Raw genomic sequence first — 22,979 nt, 5'->3', positions numbered from 1 at the left:
CGGCGGCAACTGCGTAGATTAGGCCTTCCACTGCCAGGCCGCGGCATTCCACGACGCGGTGCGGGTGTTGGCGTTAGGTTCGAAGCCGTCTAACCCTTTCTTGCGCCCGAGGACGATTGTGTACGCGAACAGCGGCAGGAAGGGCAGATCGTGGCGCACCACTTCCTGCACGCGATTATAGATCCCGCGCCGTTCTTCCGGATCGAAGCTGCGAGCGCCCTTTTCGAGCAGGGCATCGACCTCAGGGTTGGAATATTGCCCGGTGTTCGAACCGTGTCCGCCTTGAGCGGCGATTGCCTTCGTATGGAGCCGGTTTGTGGCGTCGGGGTCCGCGGCAATCAGATAGGTGACGCCCACCATGGCGGTGTCGAATTGCGACTTCAGCCAGAACTCGCCCCACATGACTGCAGCCGGCAAATTCGAGATCGTCATCTCGACGCCGATCTCGGCAAACGTCTGCTGCAGGAACTGCTGCGTCTGCTCGCGGAGGTTGTTGCCAGAAGTTGTTGAGTTGGAGAAGGACAGTCGCACCCCATCCTTGGCGCGGATTCCATCCGGCCCCGGCGCCCAGCCGGCCTCATCAAGGATTTGGCGCGCCCGGTCCAGATTGAACTCCTGAACCGGCAAGTTCGGGTCGTAGTAGTAGGACTCCTTCGGCATGAAGGTCTCGGTGAGGGTGCCCACGCCGTAATAGATCGTGTCGACAATCGCCTTCCTGTCCAACGCGGCGTAGAGCGCCTGGCGCACTGCCAACTCCTTGAACTGCGGGCGGCCCAAATTGAGGTAGATCGACTCCAGCGATGCCCCTGTCTCCAGTGTCACCACGCGGTCTGGTAGTTCGCGGGCTTCAGTATAATGGTCGGCGGTGATGAACGACTGATCGACCAGGTCCACGTCGCCGCTCTTGAACTGCGTGTAGAGCACCGTCATGTCGGGGATGTATTTGAAGATGAGCTGCTCGACATAGGGACCTTCGCCGGCGTACTCAGGATTGGCGACGAGCTCGATATGATCGCCCGCGACGCGCTGGCTCCATTTGAATGCGCCGGTGCCGACCGGCGCCTGGTTGAACGCGGCTGTATTCGGATCGGCCTCTTTCTCCAGAATGTGCTTGGGCACAATGAAGGTTTCGGCCAAGAACGAAAGATAGGGCGCAAAAGCCTCCTTCATCCGCCATGTGATCTCTGTGGGCGAAACCACTGTGATGTCCTGCACGAGCGAATGGCCGCTCGTGCGCCAAGCGCGAAACTTCGGGTTCGTGATGAGTTCAAGAGTGAATTTCACGTCCTCGGCCGTGAAGGGCTCACCGTCGTGCCAGCGGGCATTGTCGCGCAACCGGATGCGCCAGTTGAGACCGTCCTCCGAAATGCCGCCGTTCTTCTGGCTTGGCACCTCGGCTGCGAGGTTTGGATGTAGGCCACCTTGGGGATCCATGCGGACCAACGCATCGAAAACCGAGAAATGAACCGCGTCATCGACTTCGATATGCGCCATCAGCGGATTGAACACGGTCGGCTCTTGGGAGAGGCCGACGACGACGCGACCGGCCGGGCCGGCAGGAGGGGTCTTGGCGAAGGCGGGCTTGCCCAACAGATTGGGCGCGATGATGCCTGCAGCCCCACCTAGCGCCATCAGTCGCAGCGCTTCGCGCCTCGAGTAGTTGGACGTAGTCGATGAATTTTTGGTCATGGTAGTTCCTCTCTTGTTATCTGTTATGCGTTTGCTGCTACTGGACGGGCATTGCCCGGCCGCTCTCCTGGAATTGCCGCTACCAGTTGGCGCGTGTAGGCTGCTTGCGGGTTCAGGAATATTTGCGAGGGCGGCCCGCGCTCGACGATCCGGCCCTTCTGCATCACAGCGATTTCGTCGCAGATCTGGCTGGCGACGCGCAGGTCGTGCGTGATGAAGACCATCGACACGCCGGTCTCGCGCTGGATCTGGTCCAGAAGCTGCAGGATCTGCGCCTGGATCGACACGTCGAGTGCGGAGACCGCCTCGTCGGCAATCAACAGCTTCGGCTTGAACATCAGCGCACGAGCGATGCCGATGCGCTGGCGTTGCCCACCCGAGAACTCGTGCGGGTAGCGGCCAAAAGCGCCGGCATCGAGACCGACATGGGCCAGAAGCGCACGCGCTTCATCGCGCGCTTGGACATAAGGCATCCCGTGCGCCATCGGGCCTACCGTCATGATGTGACCGACCGTCGAGCGTGGGTTCAGAGAAGCGAAGGGATCCTGGAAGATCATCTGGATCTGGGGTCGAAGCGGGCGGAACTTCGCTTCGGAAAGCTTGGCTATGTCACATCCCTCGAACAAGATCCCGCCGCCGTCACTGTCCAGCAGCTTGATCAGCAGCCGACCCAGCGACGATTTTCCTGAACCGCTCTCGCCTACGACCCCCAGCGTGCGGCCGGGCGCCAGTTCGAACGAAACCTCGTTGACCGCTGTCACAACTCGTTGCGCGCCGAATAGCGCGCTGCCGCCGCGATAGGTCTTCACCAGACCCTCGACCTTCAGGATCGGCTCCTTGCTGGCAGCCTCCGGACGAGGGCGATCTTCGCCGGTCAAATGCGGTACGGCTGCAATCAGGCGCTGGGTATAAGGGTGCTTGGGCGACTTCAACACCTGCTCGGCGCTGCCCTGTTCGACGACATGGCCCTTTTCCATCACAACGACGCTGTCGGCGATCTCGGCCACCACGCCGAAATCGTGGGTGATGAACATCACGCTCATGCCCTTGCGCCGCTGAATGTCACGGATCAGTTGCAGGATCTGAGCTTGGGTGGTGACGTCGAGCGCGGTGGTTGGTTCATCCGCAATCAGCACCGTCGGCTCGAGCGCCAAGGCCATGGCGATCATGACGCGCTGCCGCTGCCCGCCCGAAAGCCGGAAAGGGTACTGGTGATACATGAGTTCGGGATCTGGCAGGCCTACTTCAGTGAGCAGCTCGATGGCGCGGTTGCGACAGGTTTGTGGCGTGCCGAAGCCATGCGCGGCCATGACCTCGTCAATCTGCGCGCCCACCGTCATCAGGGGATTGAGCGCAGAGAGCGGGTCCTGAAAGATCATCGACACGACCCGTCCACGCAGATTGCGCAGCTTGTCTGGCGACATGCCGATGATGTTCATCCCCTCCAGCTGGATGACACCCGATGAGAGGCGGATCACCTTTGGCAGAAGCCCCATGATCGCGTTCGCCGTGACCGACTTACCCGATCCGGACTCGCCTATGATGCAGAGGATCTGGCCGCGTTTCAGATCGAAGGAAATGTTCTTGACAGCATGGGTCCGTTCCATGCCTTGCGGCAAATTCACCGTGAGGTCGCGCACCGAAAGCGCCACATCGTGGGGGGCTACAGCCTGGATGCTTGCGACCATCGAGATCACCTCCCCTTTCAACCGAGCGCGTCCACCCTGTTGCGGACCGCTTCATCGCCCTTTGAGCTGAAGCGCCTCACCGTAGCGGCCGTAGTCTGGCCTTCTCGGCGCTTCGCGCGCTGAGGCTGCGAGAGACGGGTTCTGCTCATCCTGGCGGCTCCCTTGTGAAATCCGGTCCGTGTACCGGACTCTGTTCCCCTTCTTGGAGAACTCTCCGAAGGGGCAAGCCCTGCCTATCGGATGTCCTCTGGAGCCTGCCTTCCATAAGGGTTGCTCCGTTCTTCCAGCCAGTTTGACTGTTCCGTTTCCGCAGAGTCTTCGAAACTTGGCCCTCGCGCGGCAGGAACTTCTGAAAAGAACATCCAGTTCGGCATTTCACTCTGTTCCCGTTTCGGCGCGGAAACCGGGATCAGGCAACCATATCCTTCATCCGGCAATACGCGCCCATGAGGGATAGGACCAAGGCTTTCCGGTGTACATCGGCACCGTGTGCAGGCCATGCCGCCGAGCGGATTGGTGACCGTACGGCCCATCGCAATGTTGGCGCTGCCGATCAAGGTCGATGACTGCGCCGTGTGCCGAATTGCCCATGCCGAAGATCACGCGACTGCATGAAGTGTACCCCCGCTTGCCTCGCGCAGCGAGCTTTCGCACAATAATTGCCTGTCCTGAGGGCTGCTAAACGCAGGATATTCCGTCCAGGCACAAACTCCGCAGACTGCCTCTGCAGGCGGCAGGTTAGGATGCTTCAAATTACCGGAGTCCATCCATGTCCGCGCCGCTCATGCACATCGACTGCAGCCCTTCCCTCTCTCGCGAGGCGGACGTCGTCGTCATCGGCGGCGGCGTGGTGGGCGTGTTCAGCGCATACTATCTGGCGCGCCGCGGCCTCAAAGTCGCCCTGGTCGAGAAGGGGCGTATCGCTGCCGAGCAGTCCAGCCGCAACTGGGGCTGGTGCCGTCAGCAGAACCGCGATGCGCGTGAGCTGCCGATGGCGACCAAGAGCCTCGACCTCTGGGAGAAGGTAGCACAGGAGACCGGCCAAGACACCGGCTTTCACCGCTGCGGGCTCCTCTATCTCTCACAAGACGAAAATGAGCTGGCGGGCTGGGCAAAGTGGCGCGATTTTGCGAGAACGGTCGGGGTCACCACGCACATGCTGAGTGCGGAAGAAGCCACAGAACGGGGCAAAGCGACGGGCCGCAAATGGAAAGGTGGCGTGTTCTCGCCAACTGACGGAACGGCGGACCCTTCCAAGGCAGTGCCGGTTGCCGCGCGCGGCATCATGGCGGCGGGCGGCACCCTACATCAGCATTGCGCGGCGCGCGGGCTGGAGTTGAGCGCCGGCCGGGTGAGCGCTGTGGTGACCGAAGCGGGCACCATCCAGACAAAGACCGTGGTCATGGCCGGGGGCGCGTGGGCTTCTTCCTTCTGCAACCAGCTTGGTGTGCGTTTCCCGCAAGCTGCCGTGCGTTCGTCCATTCTGGCCGTGGCACCCGGCGCAAACAGCCTGCCGGATGCCCTGCATACCACGCGCGTCTCTCTGACGCGGCGCAGCAACGGTGGATACGCGCTGGCGATCAGCGGGCGGGCGCGTGTCGATCCAACGCCGCAGCAGTTCAGGTTCAGCCGCGAGTTTGTACCTATGTTCGCCCGCCGCTGGCGCAATCTCGCCCCGGGCGCCTTCGAGGGCTGGCGTCAAGGCCATGAAAGCCTGCGCAAATGGACCCTCGACGGCATCACGCCAATGGAACGGAACCGGATTCTCGACCCGAAGCCCGACATTGGACAGATTCGGCTGACATATCGAAGAGCCTGCGAATTGATCCCCGAACTCCACCGCGTCGCGATCTCCGATGTCTGGGCGGGTTATATCGACAGTACACCCGATGGCATTCCCGCAGTCGGTGAAGTGGAGGGGATTCCGGGCTTCATCCTGGCGGCGGGATTCAGTGGTCACGGCTTCGGGATTGGCCCCGGCGCGGGGCATATGATCGCCGACATCATCACAGGCAGCGAGCCTATTGTCGATCCGCGTCCTTATAGGCCCGAGCGTCTGAAGACCGCTGCGTGGGGCAAGGTCGCTGAATTCTGAGAAGACCGTCTTGCCAAGGTACAATCGGTCGCGCACGAGATTGAGGCCACGAGGCGGCCAGCACCAAAAAACAGGGAAGTGACGATGCGCGAATATGAGATTGCCGCCATTCCTGCCGACGGGATCGGCCCAGAGGTGATTGCCGCAGGTCTCCAGGCGCTTGAGGCGCTGCAGCAGCGCTGCGGCGACTTCAAGCTGCGCGTCCAGCACTTCGACTGGGGCTCAGACTATTACAAGGCCCATGGTCGGATGATGCCCGAAGATGGGGTGGCGCAACTGAAGCGCTTCGACGCCATCTTCTTTGGCGCGGTAGGCGCCCCCGATCTGCCTGACGACATCACGCTCTGGGGCCTCCGGCTGCCGATCTGCCAAGGCTTTGATCAGTACGCGAATGTGCGGCCGACCAGGATATTGCCCGGGATTGTTTCGCCGCTGGCGGGCGTTGGCCCTGGCGATCTGGATTGGGTGATCGTGCGTGAGAATTCCGAGGGCGAGTATTCGGGCCACGGCGGCCGCGCCCATCGCGGCCTCCCCGAGGAGGTCGGAACCGAGGTCGCGATCTTCACGCGCGTCGGCGTCACCCGCATCATGCGCTATGCATTCCGGCTGGCGCAGTCACGGCCGCGAAAGCTCCTGACAGTTGTTACGAAATCCAACGCGCAGCGTCACGGCATGGTAATGTGGGACGAAATCGCAGCCGAGGTGGCGCGGGAATTCCCGGACGTCGCGTGGGACAAGATGCTAGTCGATGCTATGACAGTGCGTATGACGTTGAAACCTCGGAGCCTCGATACGATCGTCGCCACCAATCTTCACGCCGACATATTGTCGGACCTTGCAGGCGCGCTCGCGGGCAGTCTCGGCGTTGCACCGACCGCCAACATTGATCCCGAGCGGCGCTATCCCTCGATGTTCGAGCCAATTCACGGCTCGGCATTCGACATCGCCGGCAAGGGTATTGCCAACCCGGTCGCCACCTTCTGGACCGCTGCCCAGATGCTCGAACATCTGGACGAGAGCGCAGCGGCCGTCCGGTTGATGAGCGCTGTGGAAACGGTGACGAGTGAAGGCGTGCTAACGCCCGACGTGGGAGGGACAGCGACCACGCAGGAAGTGACGGACGCCGTCTGCCGGACGATCCGCGGTTCGAACGTGTGACAGGTTTCCAATGAAGCTCGACAAGATCGACATCAAGATCTTATCCCAATTGCAAAAGAACGGGCGGGTCACCAATGTCGAGCTTGCCGATCTGGTCAACCTTTCGCCGAGCCCTTGCCTGATGCGGGTGAAGAAGCTTCAGGCCGAAGGCTTCATCACCGGCTATTCCGCCCAGATCGACGTGTCCAAGCTCGGACAGACTCTAACGATCTTCACCGAAGTCACGCTCAAGCACCATCAACAGAACGACTTCGCGAGATTTCTCACCGCAATTCAGAAAGTCGATTCTGTCATCGAATGCCATCTGGTTTCAGGCGGCTACGACTATCTTGTGAAGTTTGTCACAGCGGGCATAAGCGAGTATCAGACGATCATGGAGCGCATGATCGAATTGGATATCGGAATCGACAAATATTTCAGCTTCGTCGTGCTGAAGTCACCGATCGTGAAATCCCATTTGCCTCTCGACATCATTTTCGACAGATGAGAACGCAGCTCCGGCTCGATTCTCAAGCGCGTGCGCTCGTGCCACGCTCCATCTTGTCGCGCGCGGCATTTGTCGAATCGATGTCACGTTTCAGGGGAGGCCGTCATTGTCACTCGTCTGAACGGTGCTTAGCCTAAAACTTCGACTGCATCTGGACACTTCCAGCGAACGCCTGTTGTCGCCTTATCCTCGTCAAATGATTAAATATATATATCATGCGATGATAAGTCTGCACGCACAGATGCTCGCAGAGTTGCGACAGTCTAGCCTCGGGTCACAGTTGGACCAAAGGCAACAGGCGAAAAAGATGAACAAGATCGACGCTTTGATCCGCCGAAGAGCTGACGATCGCCGGAAGACCGCGCAAGCCTGTGTATCGCGCATTCTCCGGAACGCCAAAGCCCGCGGTGTCGATATCTCCATTGTCGGATCCCTCGCGAAAGACCGTTTCCGCGTCCACTCCGACGTAGATCTGCTGGTTCACGGAAGCACTGATCCCGCGCACCGGGCCATGGTAGGGCGCTTGGTCGCAGACCAGCTTCGGGGAACGAACATTCCCTATGACCTGATCTTTGCCTCAGACGTTTCGTCCGAACGAGTGCAGGAATTGCTTGATGACAGCGTTTAAGCATCCGGCATTCGCAAAACTGTCGCCAAAAATCGCCCGCGGTGCGAAGGAACTGCAGCAAATCGAGGAATATCTGTCGGCTCATGGGAGTGAGATGTCACTGGGCGAATGGGGAGCGGTCGCAGCTGTTTCGCTGGCAGTCCACAATGTCTACAACGGCATCGAGGACATCCTGCTCAGCCTGTCCAACGACATAGACGGCCTCGTTCCCCAAGGCCTACGATGCGCCAGGATGTGCTCGATCAGATGTCGGCGGAAATTGCAGGCATCCGCCCGGCTGTGCTCGACCCCGAGCTTTATCAGTCCCTGAGTGAGTTGAAGGGATTCCGTCAGTTGGTGAGGCATCGCTACGGCTTTGACCTGAAAACAGACAAGGTGCAGGAAAACCTCGACAGGGTGAAAGAGGCATTTCCGTCTTTCGTCAAGGCCATTGTTTACTTGGAAAGCACTCTTACTCAGGAAACACGCATGACAGTGATGGCGGCGGCGACGGCTCAGGAGGCGGGGCATCTGGTGGTCCCTGAACCCAATGGCTCAGTCGTGTGCGCCGGAAGAGATTCTGTGGGCGTTGACCCCTGAGAATTGTCGGCTGGTGGCGCTGATCCATCGGTATCGACCGCAAAGCATCACGGAACTGTGCAGGTTGGCGGCGCCCCCGCAGCCGAACGTATCCGCTCCTTGGCGGCCCTTGAGCGGGCGGGAATTGTCTCAATGGCGGGCTCCAGGCCGAAGAGACCCGAACTCGCCGTGCAACGAGTCACGATCGACCTCGCTGAGCTTCAGAATGGCCGATGCGAGGTCGACGATTCGTGGAAAAAAATCGCCGGACCATCATCTTTGCTGTGCCATGAATAACAGGGGCAAAGTCGATCAGTGGGATGCGCAGCCGCCGCTGACGAGGTTTGGCAAGTATTGGACGTAAAGCCTCACGCCGAGCCGATCGCAGATAGTCCCAAAAGGAGAGCCGGAGTTTTTGGCAAGTTTCATTAGGCCCAGTAAGGTATCACGACAGGCGCGTCCTGCCTGTAAGCGGGTTTCGCCGGAAATCTTGCGCCGGATCACCTGGCATTGAATGTCGCTCTCGGAGCCGTTGGTATACAGAAGATTTCCCGGGCCGAGCGCGGACGGTTGCCAAGTCGGTCTTGTTGGCGCAGCACCTCGGGATTTGCTTCGGGAGAACGAAGCGTCTAGCCTGACACTTAGGCCGGAAACATCCGAAAGACCCGGACTGTGTGAGTTTCGCCCTGGTCGATGCGATGCCCGCTAGATGTCTTCTGGATTGACCGAGGTCGGTTCGGCGATGGCAATGATCATCCCTTCATCGCTGACCGTACGTCCTTGTCTTCGAGGGTTTGATCCAGCGTCATCCGCGTGCGTTCGAGGATTCCATCAATATCGTCGTCTGTGCAGCAGAGCGGCGGCGCATAGCCGAGGATGCCGCTGTTGAAGGCACGGATGACAAGGCCGTTCACCCACGCGCGTTCGAAGATGCGGCGCCCCGGATCGGCCGCCGCCGGCAGCGGCGTCTTGCGTGCCTTGTCGGTGACCAACTCGATTGCTGCCAGCATGCCGCGACCGCGAATATCGCCAACCAGCGGGTGGTCGGCGAACGAGCGAAGGCCTTCCATCAAGCGCTTCCCCACCTTCCGCCCATTCTCGAGCAAGCCATCTTCATAGAGACGCAGGCATTCGAGCCCGACCGCCGCGCTGACGGGATGGGCCGAATAAGTATAGCCATGGCCGACAGCCGCTTTGCCGGCTCCGTCCGCGATCGTATTGTATACGTGGTCCGACATGAAGACGGCGCCCATCGGCACGTAGCCCGAGGTCAGACCCTTCGCCGTGGTCATGAAATCCGGCACGACCTCGTCTTCCTCGCAGGCGAAGAGCGGGCCGGTACGGCCAAAGGCAGTGATAACTTCGTCGGCGACGAACAGAATGTCGTGTTCCTTGCATACGGCGTGCAGAGCCTTCAGCCAACCTGTCGGTGGAACGAGGACACCACCCGAACCCTGGATGGGTTCGGCGTAGAAAGCCGCAACGCGGCCCGCGCCGAGTACTGCGATTTTGGCCCGCAGGGCCGCGACCGATGCATCGATGATCGCCTGCGGGTCGGAACCGACCGGATTGCGATAGGCGTAGTGCGAGGGAATTTTGTGCTGCCAGTCGTAAGGCACGCCGAAACCCGCATGGAAAGCCGGGATCGCGGTCAGACCTGACCCTGCCGTCGAGGATCCATGGTAGCCATACTCGACCGAGATGAACTGGTCTTTTTGCGGCGTACCCTTGGCATGGTAGTAATAGCGAATGAAGCGGATCGTACTGTCGACTGCGTCGGAGCCGCCAAGCGTGAAATACACATGGTTCAAATCGCCGGGCGCCAGTTCGGCAAGCCTGGCAGCAAGGCGAATGGCAGGCTCGGATCCCAGCCCGAAATATCCCGTCGCATAGGGAAGCTCTCTTAGCTGCTTTGCTGCTGCTTCAACGACGCTTTCCTGGCCGTATCCGATGTTTACACACCATAGACCGGCGAATCCGTCCAGCAGGGTTTTCCCGCTTGCATCGGTCACTGTTGCGCCCTTGGCGGATTTGAGCACCCGCACGCCCGTCTCCTCGTGGCTCCGATAGCATGAAAACGGGTGAACCAGATGTGCGCGATCGAGTTCGATCAGCGAGTTTGCCAGCATTTCTTCCTCCGATTCAGTGTAGTGCCTGACTGGCGAGAGCATAAGTCCGGTGTGGTGTGGTTTCGTCCTTCAGGTCGTTTTCCAGCGTGATCTGCTGCGCGGTCATGGTTCATTCCGGGCCTGAATTCTCCTGGGCCCAAGGTAGGCTGCCGCGGACAGCAGTTCCTCCCGACCAGAACCTGAGCGATAGGCGTTTTGACTTTCCTTTGTCGCTGGCGCCGCATCTTATGCCGACGCACGGCTGAAAGATCGCGCTCCCGCCGAAGCTCGAAACGAACTCAGGCGCAACTCTCTGCCAAAGCTCTCACGCAATACAAAACAATCTGCTTCAGGGCGCATCGAATGCGGCGACTAGTCTTCTCCGGTTCTCATTATGATCCTTGCTGTTAAAGGCACGCAGTGCCGACAGGAAGGATCGACGCCCATGACCCAGTTCAGACCGAAATACATCACCTTCGACTGCTACGGTACACTGACCAACTTCGACATGGCCGGCGCGGCGAGACGCGTTTACGGCGCGCAGCTCTCCCCAGCTGGAATGGCGCAGTTCATCAAGGATTTCTCGGCCTATCGCCTCGATGAGGTTCTTGGCGCCTGGAAGCCCTATGTCGAGGTCGTGCACAATTCCGTGGAACGGACCTGCAAGCGCAACGGCGTCGCATTCCGGCCCGAGGATGCCCAGCGCATCTATGCGGAAGTGCCGACATGGGGCCCGCACCCGGATGTGCCGGCGGGCCTGGCCAAGGTCGCCAGGGAAATCCCACTGGTGATCCTGTCGAACTCCATGAAGAGCCTGATCATGTCAAACGTGGAGAAGCTCGGCGTACCGTTCCACATGGTCATCACGGCCGAGGAGACCGGCGCCTACAAGCCTTTGATGAAGGGCTTCGAATATATGTTCGAGAAGCTCGGCTGCGGCCCGGAGGACATTACGCACGTGTCGTCCTCATTTCGCTATGATCTCATGACCGCCTATGATCTCGGTATCAAGAGCAAGGTCTGGGTGAACCGCGGCCACGAGCCTGCGAACCCCTTCTACGAATATACCGAGATCAAGGATATCGGCGGTCTGGCCGGCGCCGTCGGACTGGAGCCTGTTCGGGAATTCGCCTGAACGTCTGTTTGCTGGCGCAGTCGCCAGACCGAGGCGCTCCCAAACGTTAATAATCACTGGTCGCAATAGAGAAGGGGCGGTTTTCACCGCCCCTTTCTTGTTGTTCCAACGCTCTAGGCGCTGCAAGTATTTCCACCTGCTTGCAAGATAACTAATTAAGCCCGCCAACATGAAGCGTCTTGACCTCGAGATATTCCTCGATGCCGAGCTGCGATCCTTCGCGCCCCACTCCTGACTGCTTGACACCGCCGAAAGGCGCAACCTCGGTCGAGATCATGCCTGTGTTGAGCCCGACCATACCGAACTCCAGCGCCTCAGCAACACGCCATGACCGCTTGAGGTTGTCGGTGTAGAAGTAGGCGGCAAGGCCGAACGGCGTACCGTTTGCGATCGCGATGGCCTCTTCCTCCGTCTCGAAGCGAAAGAGCGGCGCCACCGGACCGAACGTCTCTTCCGATGCCAGGAGCATCTCGGTGGTAGCCTCTCCCAGCACGACCGGCCGTGCATATTGCTTGCCCTCCGGCACCGTCTCGCTTTGGGCGATGACCCGCGCACCTTTCGCCTGTGCATCCGCGATGTGACGCTCGATCTTATCGATCGCGGCGGCGTTGATCATCGGCCCGATCTCAGTGCCCTCGTCGGTCCCTGCGCCAACCTTCATCCGCGCGACACGCTGGCTCAGCTTTTCGGCGAAAGCATCGTAAACGCCTTCCTGCACGAGAATCCGGTTCGCGCAAACGCAGGTTTGACCACCATTGCGGAACTTGGATGCGATCACCCCTTCAACTGCCTTATCCAGATCGGCGTCGTCAAAGACGATAAAGGGCGCGTTGCCGCCAAGCTCCAGGCTCAGCCGCTTGATGCTATCGGCCGCGCCGCGCATGAGCAGCGCACCGACGCGGGTCGAACCGGTGAACGAGATCTTGCGCACCGTCTCGTTGGCCATCAGTTCGTTGCCGATTTCGATGGGCATACCGGTCACAATGTTGATCACGCCGGCAGGGATACCTGCCCGTTCCGCCAGAACGCCGAGCGCCAGCGCCGAGAATGGCGTAAATTCCGACGGCTTGATGACAACCGTACAACCTGCGGCCAGCGCCGGTGCTACTTTGCGCGTGATCATCGCGTTGGGGAAATTCCACGGCGTGATGATGGCGCAGACCCCGACGGGTTCTTTCAGCACCAGAATGCGGCGATCGGCCGTGGGTGACGGAATGGTCGAGCCACCGATCCGGCGCGCCTCCTCCGCAAACCATTTCACAAAAGATGCGCCGTAGCGGATTTCCGCCAACGCCTCGGCAAGCGGCTTGCCTTGTTCCAGCGTCAGCAGGAGCGCAAGATCCTGTTCGTGCTGACGGATGAGGTCGTGCCAGCGCTCCAGAAATCCTGCACGCTCGGCATGGGTCCTTTTCTTCCAGCCTTTGAACGCCTCGGCCGCAGCGTCGATTGCGGCTCTCGTCTCGTTCTCCCCCATTTCGGGAACGGTGCCGAGAACACTTTGGCTGGCAGGGTCAATGACATCGACCACGCCCTTCGTTTCGCCATCCCACCAGACACCGCCAATCAGCGCCTGCTGGCGGAAAAGGTCGGAATCGTTGAACATACCAATCTTCGTCATCGCATTCATGGTCTTTCCTCTGCTCTTTCAGCTCAATCGTGCCAGCACGGCCTGCGTGATTGTTTCAGTCCTGTCCTTGCCCGCGATCGTGCCAATCCCCCGCGCGGTTGCGGACTCGATTGCCGACATCACTTCTGCCGCAGCCTGCCTCTCGCCCAGGTGCTCGAGCATCATCGCACCGGACCAGATCGCTGCGATCGGATTGGCGACGCCGAGATGCGCGATGTCGGGCGCCGAACCATGGACCGGCTCGAACATGGAAGGCGCGCTGCGATCGGGATTGATATTGGCGGAGGCGGCGTAACCCAGCCCGCCCTGAATGGCCGCTCCAATATCCGTGAGGATGTCGCCGAAAAGGTTCGATGCGACGATTACGTCGAGGCTTTCCGGCGCCAGGACCATGCGGGCGGCAATGGCGTCGATGTGGTACTGCGAGACCTCCACATCGGCATAGTCTTTCGCCAACTCGCGCGTGACCTCATCCCAGAAAACCATGGAGTGTTTCTGCGCGTTGGATTTGGTGACAGATGCGAGCTGCTTGCGACGCGACCGCGCCTGTTCGAAACCGAAACGGATGATCCGTTCGACACCCGTACGCGTGAAGATCGCAGTCTCGACCGCGACCTCATCGGCCGTGCCGGAATGAACCCGCCCACCGGCGCCGGAATATTCGCCTTCCGTATTCTCGCGGATGCACAGGATATCGAAACCATCGGAGCGGAGGGGCCCCTGAACGCCCGGCAACAGCCGGTGCGGTCGTATGTTGGCGTACTGCGTGAACCCTTTCCGGATCGGCAGGAGCAGTCCGTGAAGCGATACAGAGTCGGGCACTTCCGCGGACCAGCCGACGGCGCCGAGATAGATCGCATCGAATTTTCGAAGTGTCTCGATGCCGTCTGACGGCATCATTGCACCGGTCTCCAGATAGTAGGCGCACGACCACGGGAATCTTGTGTCATCAAGGGCGAAACCGCCCCGCTTAGCCGCCGCCTGCAGCACCTGCCATGCCGCCTGCGTCACGTCCTTGCCGATGCCGTCGCCGGGGATAAGCGCTATCTTGTAGGTCTTCATTGATGGGGGTCCTCATTCGCACTAGCGTCATCGGAACAATAATGGACCGCCGGCCGCATTTTCCGTCGTGGATGAGCCGCCCGACGGCGTCGAATCGCGTCAGGCGGAACCTGGAAAGCCGATTGTTCTGGAACGGCCGCGCGCGCTATTCGGCCCGACCTTGAGCACTGAACTCAATCATAAACGCAGACGTAGATCTTGCGCACGGTCTCGATCGTGCGCCAGACGCCGACGAAACCGGGCTTCATTACGAAACTGTCGCCGGCGCGGTAGGTCTTGGTCTCACCGCCCCTCTCCTCGATTTCGACGAGACCCGAAACGATGTGGCAGAACTCGTAGATAGTGCCCTTGATCGAATGCGTCTCGCCGGGCGTCGCCTCCCAGACGCCGGTCAGAACCTTCTCACCTTTCGAGGCATCCTGCGCCCAGGTCTTGAAGGATGGATTGCCCGAAATGAGCCGCTCCGGAGCCGGTAATGCCTCCTTCGGCGCGAAGTCTGGAACTGTGTCGATCGTGATCAGAAGTGACATGTGATGTTTCCTGGTTAGTAGCCGAGTGTCCGATCGACGAGGCCGATCAATTCTTCTCCGGCGCGGTGGCGCCGGATATTGTCCACGACGGATTGTGCCGCCGTATGCGGTTGCGTCACCGAGGCGATGTGCGGCGTTATCATCACCTTCGGATGCGACCACAGCGGATGGTCTTGCGGGAGCGGTTCTGGATCGGTGACATCAAGCATCGCCGCAGATACGTGACCGGTGTCGAGCGCGTCGATCAGCGCGGCCTGGTCCAGTTGCGGACCCCTGCCGACATGCAGCAGCTGCGCCCCGACGGGCAGTAAGTCGAAGAACTCTGCATCGAGCATGCCGTGCGTTTGTTCCGTGAGCGGGAGCAGGCAGACAAGAATATCCGTTTGCTTCAGAAAGCCCGCGAGTTGGTCCGTGCCGTGAAAACAGGCGACGCCCTCTATGCGCCTTTCGCTGCGGCTCCACCCGGCAACCGGAAACTGGAACGGTTCCAAGCGCTCGATAGCTGCGCGGGCCAGCATGCCAAGGCCGAGGAAGCCAACCCGGCGTTCGGCCGCCTGTCGAGCGGCAATCGGTTGCCAGAGGCATCTTTTCTGCTGCTCGAGATAGGCGGGCATCTCCCGGTGGAGCGCCAACACGCCGAGCGCGACGTATTCCTGCATCATGCGTATGATGCCGTCCTCGACCATGCGCACAAGCTTCACATGGCTTGGCACCACGTCCTGCTTGAATTGGTCAACGCCCGCGCCGATCGAAAACAGCACTTCCAGATTGCGGTAGCGCGCGATCTCGTCCGGCACCGTCCAGGTGATGAGATAGCGCACCTTCTCCGGCTCCATCTCGTCCCCGGAATGGAAGAATTCCAGATCCGGGAGCTGGCGCGCAAAGATCTCGCGGAAGACCGCAGCACGCGCCGCATCGGAATTGAAAAGAAACGCCATGGTGACCGCCCTTCCTTCAGGCCGCAAGACGCGCGCCGAGCCCCTCGATCATCTTCCGGCAAGCGGCGAGTTCACCAATCTCGATATATTCGTCGGGACGATGGGCACGGCCGATGTCGCCGGGTCCGCAAACGACCGCATCGATGCCGGCCTGCTGATAAAGTCCGGCCTCCGTGCCGTAACTCACGGCTGTCAGCGGCTCCTGCCCCGTCAGCTCCGTCAGAACGGCCGCTAGCTCGCTCCCGTTGGCGGGCGCAAGGGCGGGATAGGTGCTCAACTCGTGCCACGCCACATCGAAGCCGCTGTCTCGCAGGGCGAAAAGCCGGGCCTTGACCGGCTCAAGCAGGGAGGCTGGAGAAACGCCGGGCACGGCGCGCGCCTCGATATCGGCAGTGCAGTGGCCAGGGATGATGTTGACCGCCTGCCCACCGGCGATGACGCCCACCTGCAAGGAAGAATATGGGGGCTCGAAATTTTGATCGAGCGGCCCGTCGGCGAGGGATCGGCCGTAGGCCACGGCGTGCGTGATGACGCCGGCCATGGCATGCACGGCATTGAGTCCGAGATCGGGGCGTGAGGAATGGCCTGATCGCCCGATCACCTCGAGCCGCGCGGCGGCCTTCCCCGTGTGCGCGCGCACAGGCTGCATCCGGCTCGGCTCGCCGACAATCGCGCCAAGCGGCCTCTCGCATAAGCTCGGCAACGCGGCTAGGAGATGCGGCACACCACGGCACCCCGCCTCTTCGTCGTAGGAGAATGCGAGATGAACTGGCTGCCGCAGGGTCATCGCCGCAAGTCCTGGGAGTGCGGCCAATGCGCAGGCGAGGAAGCCCTTCATGTCGGTGGTGCCGCGGCCGTATAGCCTGCCGCCCTCGCGGCGCAGGACGAACGGGTCCGAGCTCCATTCCGGCTCGCCGGCCGGGACGACATCCATATGTCCGGAGATGATGTAGCCCCGACCCTGGCACGGGCCGATCGTGAGGAAAAGGTTGGACCGGTCGCCCTCGGGACCGGGTAGAACCGTCACCTCGGCTCCGGCTGCCTGACAGTAGTCGCGGATCCAATCGACGATCGCGCCGTTTGGGGTGCCCACAACAGAGGGAAATCCAATCAGCGTCGCGAGGATTTCTTCAACGTTCATGGCGGTCCGATCTGCTTGCACACTATCACCGGGTGCAACCAGCCTATCCGTAGGCAGCAGTGTTCCCTGCCGAATCGCGTCGTGCTTTGGCCAAAGATTGCGAAAAAGCACCTCGAACCAGCGAAACCTGCTGGCTTTCCCGTGTAATGCTGCGGCAAAAGGGGCATGTCGCGATATGGTGATCGATGACAGGATCAACACCGCGTGCCTTGCGCATTCGTTGAAGGAGCGGATCGACTGAGATGCAGAGATCAGTACGCCTGAAATCCTTCGAACTGGTCGCGCGGGACATTGATGATGTCGACGTCAAGCTACTGCACGCGCTGTCGATCTCAGTCCGCTGGCCTCATCGGCCGAAGGATTGGGACTTTCTGCGCCGTGCCGGCCGCGGCATTGTTGCCGTTGATGGTATTGGACGCGTTTTCGGCAGCGCGATGTGGTTTCCTCACGGGGACGATTTCGCCACCATCGGCGTAGTGATCACAACGCCCCGCACGCAAGCGCAAGGAGGCGGCCGATGGCTCATGGACTTGGTGCTCGAGCAGTGCGGCGATCGCAACTTGGCACTCAATGCTACCCATGCTGCCTATCCTCTTTATGTCTCACTCGGCTTCACGACCGAGGCGATCGTATACATGCGCCAGGGGGAGGTCCCACAGACGCTCCCAACAATGCCGGCCCTGGACGGTCAATTGCAGGCGCTATCGAGCGACAGGCTGAAGGAGATCACGGCGCTGGATACGCGCGCGTTTGGGACAAACCGCGAGAGGCTGCTCGCGTTGCTCGCGGCCGATGCCTCAATCTGCACTTTGAGCCGCGGCGGCGAGATCGTCGGCTATTCCATATGTCGCGAGTTCGGACGTGGTCACGTGATCGGCCCCATGGTCGCGCGCAACGATCTTGATGCGGTCCATCTCACAGCCGTGCATCTGAAGGAACTGGCAGGACGGTTCGCCCGCGTCGACACCCGCGAGAAGGATGGCGTGTTTGCCGCGTTTCTCCAGCAGTGCGGCCTCGGCATTGCCGAGACCGTTACGACCATGTCCAAAGGGCGCCGCTTTCTGAACCGGGAAGACAATGGGCCTTGGGTCTATGGATTGGCCGGCCACGCCTTGAGCTGAATGCAGGCACGCTGCCGCGCTTCAACCAGCGGTCAGAGGATCAGGTCGATCAGTGCGCGCGTCGATCAACCGGCAAAATGCGGTTGCCGTCACGCGGCCGGAACGGCTGCCGCTTCGAATCTGCTCCGAATCCCGGATTCGGTTTCCGCTGCCGGCATTATGACCGTCCGACGCGCATCCGCCACGCCATCCACGATGACATGGCCGATGCCGCGCGAGCACGGCTCGATGCGCGCGTTGAGGTGATAAATGTCCCGCAGCAGATCGGATGTGATGACGGCCGGCGATGACCCGCATGCGACCAGCCGGCCGTCCGCGATGACCATTGTCTGATCGCTGAAGCGCAGGGCGTGATTGAGATCATGCAGGGCGATCAGCACGACCATGCCTCGCGCCAGAGCAAGTTCCCGCATGAGGCCGAGCACTTCCACCTGCCGAGACAGATCGAGTGCTGATGTCGGTTCGTCCATCAGCAGGATCTCCGGCTCGCGCACCAGCGTTTGTGCCAGGCTGGCGAGTTGCCGCTGGCCGCCGGAAAGCTCGCCAATGTTGCGGAAAGCGATGTCGGCGATGCCGAGCGCCGCCAGTGTCTCGTCGATGCGAGCCAGATCATCGTCGCTCACAGACCAGCCCATACCCTGCTTACGGGCGAGCAACACTGACTCATAGACGGTGAGCACCGCGTTGGCGGACGTTTCCTGTGGCATGTAGCAGATGCCGCTCTTCCCGCGAATGGCCCCCTCGACATGCATTGCTCCCGGTCCGTGCAGGAGGCCGGCGATGCGCCTGAAGAGCGTCGACTTCCCGGCGGCATTCGGACCGATCACGGCCACGATGTCTCCGCCCTCGAACGCTGGCGTCGTCACATCCCGAAGCCGGAGGCTCGTGCCGTAGCGCGCGCCGAGCGCCTCGAGCCGGATCGTCACCATGAGCGCCTCGTGCTGGACAGGATGAGCGAGATGAAGAACGGGATGCCGATCAGCGAGGTGACGATGCCGATCGGGAAGACCGTCCCAGCGATAAGCGACTTGCTGACGACCGAGCTAGCCGACAGGATGAGCGCGCCCGCAAGGGCCGAGGCGGGCAGGAAGAAGCGTTGGTCCTCGCCGATGACCATGCGCGCGATGTGCGGGCCCACGAGGCCGATAAAACCTATGGTGCCGACGAAGGCGACGGGAACGGCGGCGAGGAGGCTCACCAGGATGAGCGTCTCGAGCCGCAGGCGACCGACCTTGACGCCGAAGCTGGCCGCCTTGTCCTCACCGAGCCTCAACGCCGTCAGCGCCCAGGCGCGCCGGGCGAAAATGGGTAAGACTGCGAGGAGAATGAATGTGGTGACTGCAAGCTTCGGCCAGGTGGCCTTGGTGAGGCTGCCCATTGTCCAGAAGACGACCGCCGCCAGCGCTTCCGCCGACGCGAAAAACTGGACGAGCGCGAGCAGCGCGTTGAAGGTGAAAACCAGCGCGATGCCGAGCAGCACGATGGTCTCCGCGCTGACGCCGCGCTTTACGCTCAGCACGTGAATGAGGAAGGCCGCCAGCATCGCCATCACGAAGGCGTTGATCGGCACAACATACTCTACCGCGGCGGGGACTAGCCTCACGCCGAAGGCAAGTGCAAGCGCGGCGCCGAAGCTCGCGGCGGCGGATATGCCGAGCGTGAAGGGGCTCGCCAGCGGGTTGTTGAGGATGGTCTGCATCTGCGCGCCGGCCACGGCGAGCGCTGCCCCGACGACAATGGCCATCAGGGCCACCGGCATGCGGATGTCCCAGAGCACCACGCGCACCTGCTGCGGCACCGTGTCGGGAAACACAAGCGCCCGCACGACCTCGCCAAGTCCGTAGCGGGCGGGACCGACCGCAAGGTCGACGCACAGGCTGAAGAGCAGGGCAGCGCCGAGGCCGGCAAGGATCAACTGCCGCCGCCAGACGAGAGCGCGGTAACGCCCTCGTCCATCGGTGCTGTCGAGCGCGGTGCTGACGGCCGTCGATTCAATCGACATCGGTCAGCGAGACCCAGTGGCCGGGCCTATATGCGACGGGCAGGAATTTCTCGTGCAACTCCCTGAAGGTCGCCTCGGGATCGAGATCGGCGAAAAGATCCGGATGAAGCCACTTCGCCATCTGCTGGATGGCCACGAACTGATAGGGGCTGTTGTAGAACTGATGCCAGATGGCATGCACCGCGCCATCCTCGACGGCCTTCACGCCGGTCAGCGCCGGCCGCTCGGTCAGCGCCTTCAGCTTGCGCAGCGCCTCTGCCTGATCACGGCCGGGCCCGACGCCGACCCAGGCACCGCCCGGCACATAGGCTTCCCACCATCCGCCGGTGACGATGATCTGATCCGGGTCGGATGCGATGATCTGTTCGGGATTGAGCGTGCCGAACGTGCCGGGGATGATGTCCTTGGCGATGTTGTCGCCGCCTGCCATCTCGACGAATTTGCCGAAATTGTCGTCGCCGAAGCTCATGCAGCAGTCGTCGGAATAGCCGCCGGCGCGTTCGATGAGGACCTTGGGCCTTTCCGGCTTGGCCTTCTCGATGACATCGGTAACGCGCGCGATCTCGGCGGCGCGCCAGGTGATGAATTCCTCGGCGCGCTCCTCCTTGCCGAACAGCTTGCCGAACAGGCGCATGCTGGGTTCGGTGTTGGTGAAGGGGCGCTCGCGGAAATCGACATAGACCAACGGAATGCCGGCGGCGGCGAGCTTCTCGATATACTTGCCGTCTTCCGTAGCCTGCTTCGACTCGATATTCATCAGGATGACGTCGGGCTTGAGCGAGACGGCCTGCTCGACGTCGAAAGTACCGTCCTTGAAGCCGCCAAAAGTTGGGATCTCCGCCATCCTGGGGAATTTTTCGAGATAGGCGGCGTAATTGTCCGGATCCGCTTGGCTGAAATCCTCGCGCCAGCCAGCGATGCGCTTGAACGGATCCTCGGTGTCGAGTGCCGCGACGAGATAGACCTGCCGGCCCTCACCCAGGATTACCTTCTCGACCGGGACGTTCACCTCGACCTGGCGGCCCGTGATGTCAGTCACTGCAACCCTTTCGGCCCTGGCGGCCAGCGTCATCGACAGGGCGACGATAGCGGCCGCCATCGTCCCTGCTGGGATCCTTCCGAAATTCATCGCGCCCTCTCTTGAAGTGGACTAGCCAGAGGGTGGCTTATAAAAGATGACTTCAATTCTCAAGAAATATCTTTTAGAGCCATTCCAGACTGGTGCGACGACAAGGGGTCTGGAATGGCGGGCGAGCCCAATTATTCGCTGCGGGACGAGATACGCGACTATTGGTCGACGCGCGCCGGAACATTCGACCTTTCGGTGGGGCATGAAATCTTCTCACAGCGGGAACGCTTGGCCTGGCACAGGCTGATGCTCAAGCATTTGGGGCGCGGGGATGGGCGTCGCGCGCTCGACCTCGCTTGCGGCACCGGGGTCGTATCCCATCTCATGCACGACCTGGGTTATGCCGTGACCGGGCTCGATTGGTCAGAGACCATGCTTGCCCGCGCGCGTGCAAAGGCGACGCAGAGGGAAAGCGGCATCCGGTTCCTGGTCGGCGACGCCGAGCGCACCCTTGAAAAAGGAGAAAGCTATGACGTCCTCGTCACCCGTCATCTCGTCTGGACGTTGGTGGATCCGCGAGCGGCGTTCGCCGAATGGTTCTCGCTGCTCAAGCCTGGCGGACGGCTGCTGATCATTGATGGTGATTTCGTCAGTAAGACCTGGGTAACCTCTCTGCGACAAGTCCTGGAAAGGGCCATTGGCCGGACAGGCGAGCCGGTCCACGGACTGGATCAGGCGATGGCGGACCGCCATCGCAGCATCCTTTCGCGGCTGCACTTTTCGCACGGCGCCAAAGCGGACGAGGTTTGCGCGCTTCTCGTGGAGGCTGGCTTCGAGATACCGGTGGTCGACACCCGGCTCGGCGCGATTCATCGCGCGCAGGCACGGCACATGAACTTCCTCAGGGCGCTGGAACGCTCGACGCAGCATCGCTACGCGATCTGCGCGACCAAGTCGGCCTCGTAGTTGGGAAATTTCTAACGATTTCCACAACCCATCTATCGGCGATTATCGGCTCTCACCGCGCCATTCTTGATCTGACATCCGAACCGCAGACTGAATCCGATTGCTCGCAGCAGCCTCTAAAGACGGACAGCACAGGGCGAAAGACCACCGCGGAAACGTTAGAAAAGAAGCTGTACGGATTGTCCCTGCGCCGAAAGCAGTTTGACGGCCTTCCGATTAAACGAGACGAAAGTCTCCCCGCCAAGCCAGCCGCCTTCAAAAGCGATCACGCCGTCCGCGAAATCGCCGCCGGCATCGAGGACTGACAGCCCTGCCTCAACTGCGGGCCGGTTGACTACAACATTCGCGGTGTTCAGCAACGCCCGGATCGCCGCGGCAATATTTTCGCGCTCTGTCTGGTATTGCCGGGCCAGAACCCAGGCGAACTCGCACAAGGCCTGCAAGCTCACGGCCACGATGTCCGCTTTGGCCAGCAGGTCGACCGCAATGGCTGCCTACCCCTCATCATCGGCGACATAGGCGCGCAGAAGCACATTCGTGTCGGCCGTAACCCTCATTCCTTGCCGGACCCGGCCGCGGCGCCCGCTTCCGCTATCGCCTCGTTGATCTCCTCGATGCTGAGCGCCCGGCCGTTCGTCTTGCCTCTGAGGAAGCCGTGGAGGTCCCGGAACGACCCCTTCGCGCGTGCCGCCTTCAATTCTGCCCGACCGTCGGGCAGCAGATCAAGCTCGATCTTCTCGCCCGGCTTGATGCCCAGATGTTGCAGCACGTCCTTGCGGAACGTTACCTGTCCCCTTGTCGTCACTGTCAACGTTGTCATATCAAACATTCCCGTTCATCGCGTGCCAGCGTCCCTCGCCAAAGGGCCGATACGCATGACGGAGAGGTATGCATAACCACTCCCAAGGAAATAGAAAAATTCGAGTTGCCTCATCCGCTGTCTCCTCGACACTGTCTGGAGCCCGGGCGTTCAGCCG

The 22,979-nt window shown here is 61.1% G+C and carries 21 protein-coding genes and 1 pseudogene; 9 read left to right on the top strand and 13 right to left on the bottom strand.

Translation table 11 applies throughout. The features are described 5' to 3' along the window. Nucleotides 1-18: 18 nt before the first annotated feature. Nucleotides 19-1,689 (bottom strand): peptide ABC transporter substrate-binding protein, encoded by a 1,671-nt coding sequence (locus NKH70_RS26900; protein WP_352913583.1) that lies wholly within the window; start codon nucleotides 1,687-1,689, stop codon nucleotides 19-21. Nucleotides 1,690-1,712: 23 nt separating this feature from the next. Further along, the gene (locus NKH70_RS26895; protein WP_352913580.1) at nucleotides 1,713-3,377 is read right to left on the bottom strand and encodes an ABC transporter ATP-binding protein; all 1,665 of its coding nucleotides are present in this window, start codon (nucleotides 3,375-3,377) and stop codon (nucleotides 1,713-1,715) included. Nucleotides 3,378-4,146: 769 nt separating this feature from the next. Between NKH70_RS26895 and NKH70_RS26890 the strand changes: the two genes are divergently transcribed. The 6 genes from NKH70_RS26890 to NKH70_RS26865 all read left to right on the top strand — a co-directional run bounded on the left by NKH70_RS26890 (nucleotide 4,147) and on the right by NKH70_RS26865 (nucleotide 8,324). Further along, complete coding sequence (locus NKH70_RS26890) at nucleotides 4,147-5,472, top strand: NAD(P)/FAD-dependent oxidoreductase (protein ID WP_353026544.1); 1,326 nt, start codon at nucleotides 4,147-4,149, stop codon at nucleotides 5,470-5,472. Nucleotides 5,473-5,556: 84 nt separating this feature from the next. Beyond that, nucleotides 5,557-6,630: a tartrate dehydrogenase gene (locus tag NKH70_RS26885; RefSeq protein ID WP_352913576.1), complete on the top strand. Its 1,074-nt coding sequence runs from the start codon at nucleotides 5,557-5,559 to the stop codon at nucleotides 6,628-6,630. A 10-nt stretch (nucleotides 6,631-6,640) separates the two neighbouring features. Then, nucleotides 6,641-7,117, top strand: a complete 477-nt coding sequence (locus NKH70_RS26880; RefSeq protein ID WP_352492386.1) for an Lrp/AsnC family transcriptional regulator — start codon at nucleotides 6,641-6,643, stop codon at nucleotides 7,115-7,117. Between the two features lie 307 nt (nucleotides 7,118-7,424). Beyond that, a complete protein-coding gene (locus NKH70_RS26875) occupies nucleotides 7,425-7,745 on the top strand; it encodes a nucleotidyltransferase domain-containing protein (protein ID WP_353026542.1) in 321 nt (106 codons plus the stop codon). Then, nucleotides 7,732-8,055, top strand: coding sequence for a hypothetical protein (locus NKH70_RS26870; RefSeq protein WP_353026540.1), 324 nt, complete (start codon nucleotides 7,732-7,734; stop codon nucleotides 8,053-8,055). Before NKH70_RS26875 ends, NKH70_RS26870 begins: the two co-directional genes overlap by 14 nt. Further along, nucleotides 7,992-8,324 carry a ribonuclease toxin HepT-like protein gene (locus tag NKH70_RS26865; RefSeq protein WP_353026538.1) on the top strand — a complete coding sequence of 111 codons (333 nt, stop codon included), beginning with the start codon at nucleotides 7,992-7,994 and terminating at the stop codon, nucleotides 8,322-8,324. The genes NKH70_RS26870 and NKH70_RS26865 overlap by 64 nt, the downstream gene beginning before the upstream one ends. A 731-nt stretch (nucleotides 8,325-9,055) precedes the next feature. Here the strand turns inward: NKH70_RS26865 and NKH70_RS26860 are convergent. Next, nucleotides 9,056-10,432, bottom strand: coding sequence for an aspartate aminotransferase family protein (locus NKH70_RS26860; protein ID WP_352913569.1), 1,377 nt, complete (start codon nucleotides 10,430-10,432; stop codon nucleotides 9,056-9,058). Nucleotides 10,433-10,856: 424 nt separating this feature from the next. Between NKH70_RS26860 and NKH70_RS26855 the strand changes: the two genes are divergently transcribed. Next, nucleotides 10,857-11,546, top strand: coding sequence for a haloacid dehalogenase type II (locus tag NKH70_RS26855; RefSeq protein WP_352913567.1), 690 nt, complete (start codon nucleotides 10,857-10,859; stop codon nucleotides 11,544-11,546). Between the two features lie 151 nt (nucleotides 11,547-11,697). Here the strand turns inward: NKH70_RS26855 and NKH70_RS26850 are convergent, their stop codons facing one another. The 5 genes from NKH70_RS26850 to argE form a co-directional block, all read right to left on the bottom strand. Next, entirely contained in the window at nucleotides 11,698-13,173 is a 1,476-nt protein-coding gene (locus NKH70_RS26850) for an NAD-dependent succinate-semialdehyde dehydrogenase (RefSeq protein ID WP_352913565.1), read from the bottom strand. A gap of 18 nt (nucleotides 13,174-13,191) precedes the next feature. Next, nucleotides 13,192-14,235: a tartrate dehydrogenase gene (locus tag NKH70_RS26845; RefSeq protein ID WP_352913562.1), complete on the bottom strand. Its 1,044-nt coding sequence runs from the start codon at nucleotides 14,233-14,235 to the stop codon at nucleotides 13,192-13,194. 173 nt (nucleotides 14,236-14,408) lie between these two features. Continuing rightward, entirely contained in the window at nucleotides 14,409-14,765 is a 357-nt protein-coding gene (locus NKH70_RS26840; RefSeq protein ID WP_352464152.1) for a cupin domain-containing protein, read from the bottom strand. Between the two features lie 14 nt (nucleotides 14,766-14,779). Next, on the bottom strand, nucleotides 14,780-15,703 hold the full coding sequence (locus NKH70_RS26835; protein WP_352913559.1) for a 2-hydroxyacid dehydrogenase: 924 nt from the start codon (nucleotides 15,701-15,703) through the stop codon (nucleotides 14,780-14,782). Between the two features lie 16 nt (nucleotides 15,704-15,719). Continuing rightward, entirely contained in the window at nucleotides 15,720-16,844 is a 1,125-nt protein-coding gene (gene argE / locus NKH70_RS26830; RefSeq protein ID WP_352913557.1) for an acetylornithine deacetylase, read from the bottom strand. 242 nt (nucleotides 16,845-17,086) lie between these two features. On the opposite strand from argE, the gene NKH70_RS26825 reads away from it, so the two are divergent. Beyond that, complete coding sequence (locus NKH70_RS26825) at nucleotides 17,087-17,965, top strand: GNAT family N-acetyltransferase (RefSeq protein WP_352913554.1); 879 nt, start codon at nucleotides 17,087-17,089, stop codon at nucleotides 17,963-17,965. Nucleotides 17,966-18,054: 89 nt separating this feature from the next. On the opposite strand, the gene NKH70_RS26820 is transcribed toward NKH70_RS26825, so the two are convergent. Genes NKH70_RS26820 through NKH70_RS26810 form a run of 3 tightly spaced genes read right to left on the bottom strand, consistent with a single transcriptional unit; the run spans nucleotide 18,055 to nucleotide 21,066 of the window. Then, complete coding sequence (locus NKH70_RS26820) at nucleotides 18,055-18,894, bottom strand: ABC transporter ATP-binding protein (protein WP_352913552.1); 840 nt, start codon at nucleotides 18,892-18,894, stop codon at nucleotides 18,055-18,057. Next, a complete protein-coding gene (locus NKH70_RS26815) occupies nucleotides 18,888-19,967 on the bottom strand; it encodes a FecCD family ABC transporter permease (protein WP_352913549.1) in 1,080 nt (359 codons plus the stop codon). The genes NKH70_RS26820 and NKH70_RS26815 overlap by 7 nt, the downstream gene beginning before the upstream one ends. Further along, complete coding sequence (locus NKH70_RS26810) at nucleotides 19,957-21,066, bottom strand: ABC transporter substrate-binding protein (protein WP_353026534.1); 1,110 nt, start codon at nucleotides 21,064-21,066, stop codon at nucleotides 19,957-19,959. The genes NKH70_RS26815 and NKH70_RS26810 overlap by 11 nt, the downstream gene beginning before the upstream one ends. A gap of 144 nt (nucleotides 21,067-21,210) precedes the next feature. Between NKH70_RS26810 and NKH70_RS26805 the strand changes: the two genes are divergently transcribed. Further along, a complete protein-coding gene (locus NKH70_RS26805) occupies nucleotides 21,211-22,002 on the top strand; it encodes a class I SAM-dependent methyltransferase (protein ID WP_352913544.1) in 792 nt (263 codons plus the stop codon). 158 nt (nucleotides 22,003-22,160) lie between these two features. Here the strand turns inward: NKH70_RS26805 and NKH70_RS26800 are convergent. Then, nucleotides 22,161-22,559: pseudogene (locus NKH70_RS26800) on the bottom strand (type II toxin-antitoxin system VapC family toxin). Continuing rightward, nucleotides 22,556-22,822 (bottom strand): AbrB/MazE/SpoVT family DNA-binding domain-containing protein, encoded by a 267-nt coding sequence (locus NKH70_RS26795; protein ID WP_352718798.1) that lies wholly within the window; start codon nucleotides 22,820-22,822, stop codon nucleotides 22,556-22,558. The pseudogene NKH70_RS26800 and the gene NKH70_RS26795 overlap by 4 nt, the downstream one beginning before the upstream one ends. Nucleotides 22,823-22,979: the final 157 nt, after the last annotated feature.

This window comes from Mesorhizobium sp. M0991 (assembly GCF_040318915.1).
Lineage (GTDB): Bacteria > Pseudomonadota > Alphaproteobacteria > Rhizobiales > Rhizobiaceae > Mesorhizobium.
The sequence above is the reverse complement of the archived record's forward strand: the minus strand, read 5'-3'. Positions and strand labels throughout refer to the sequence as shown.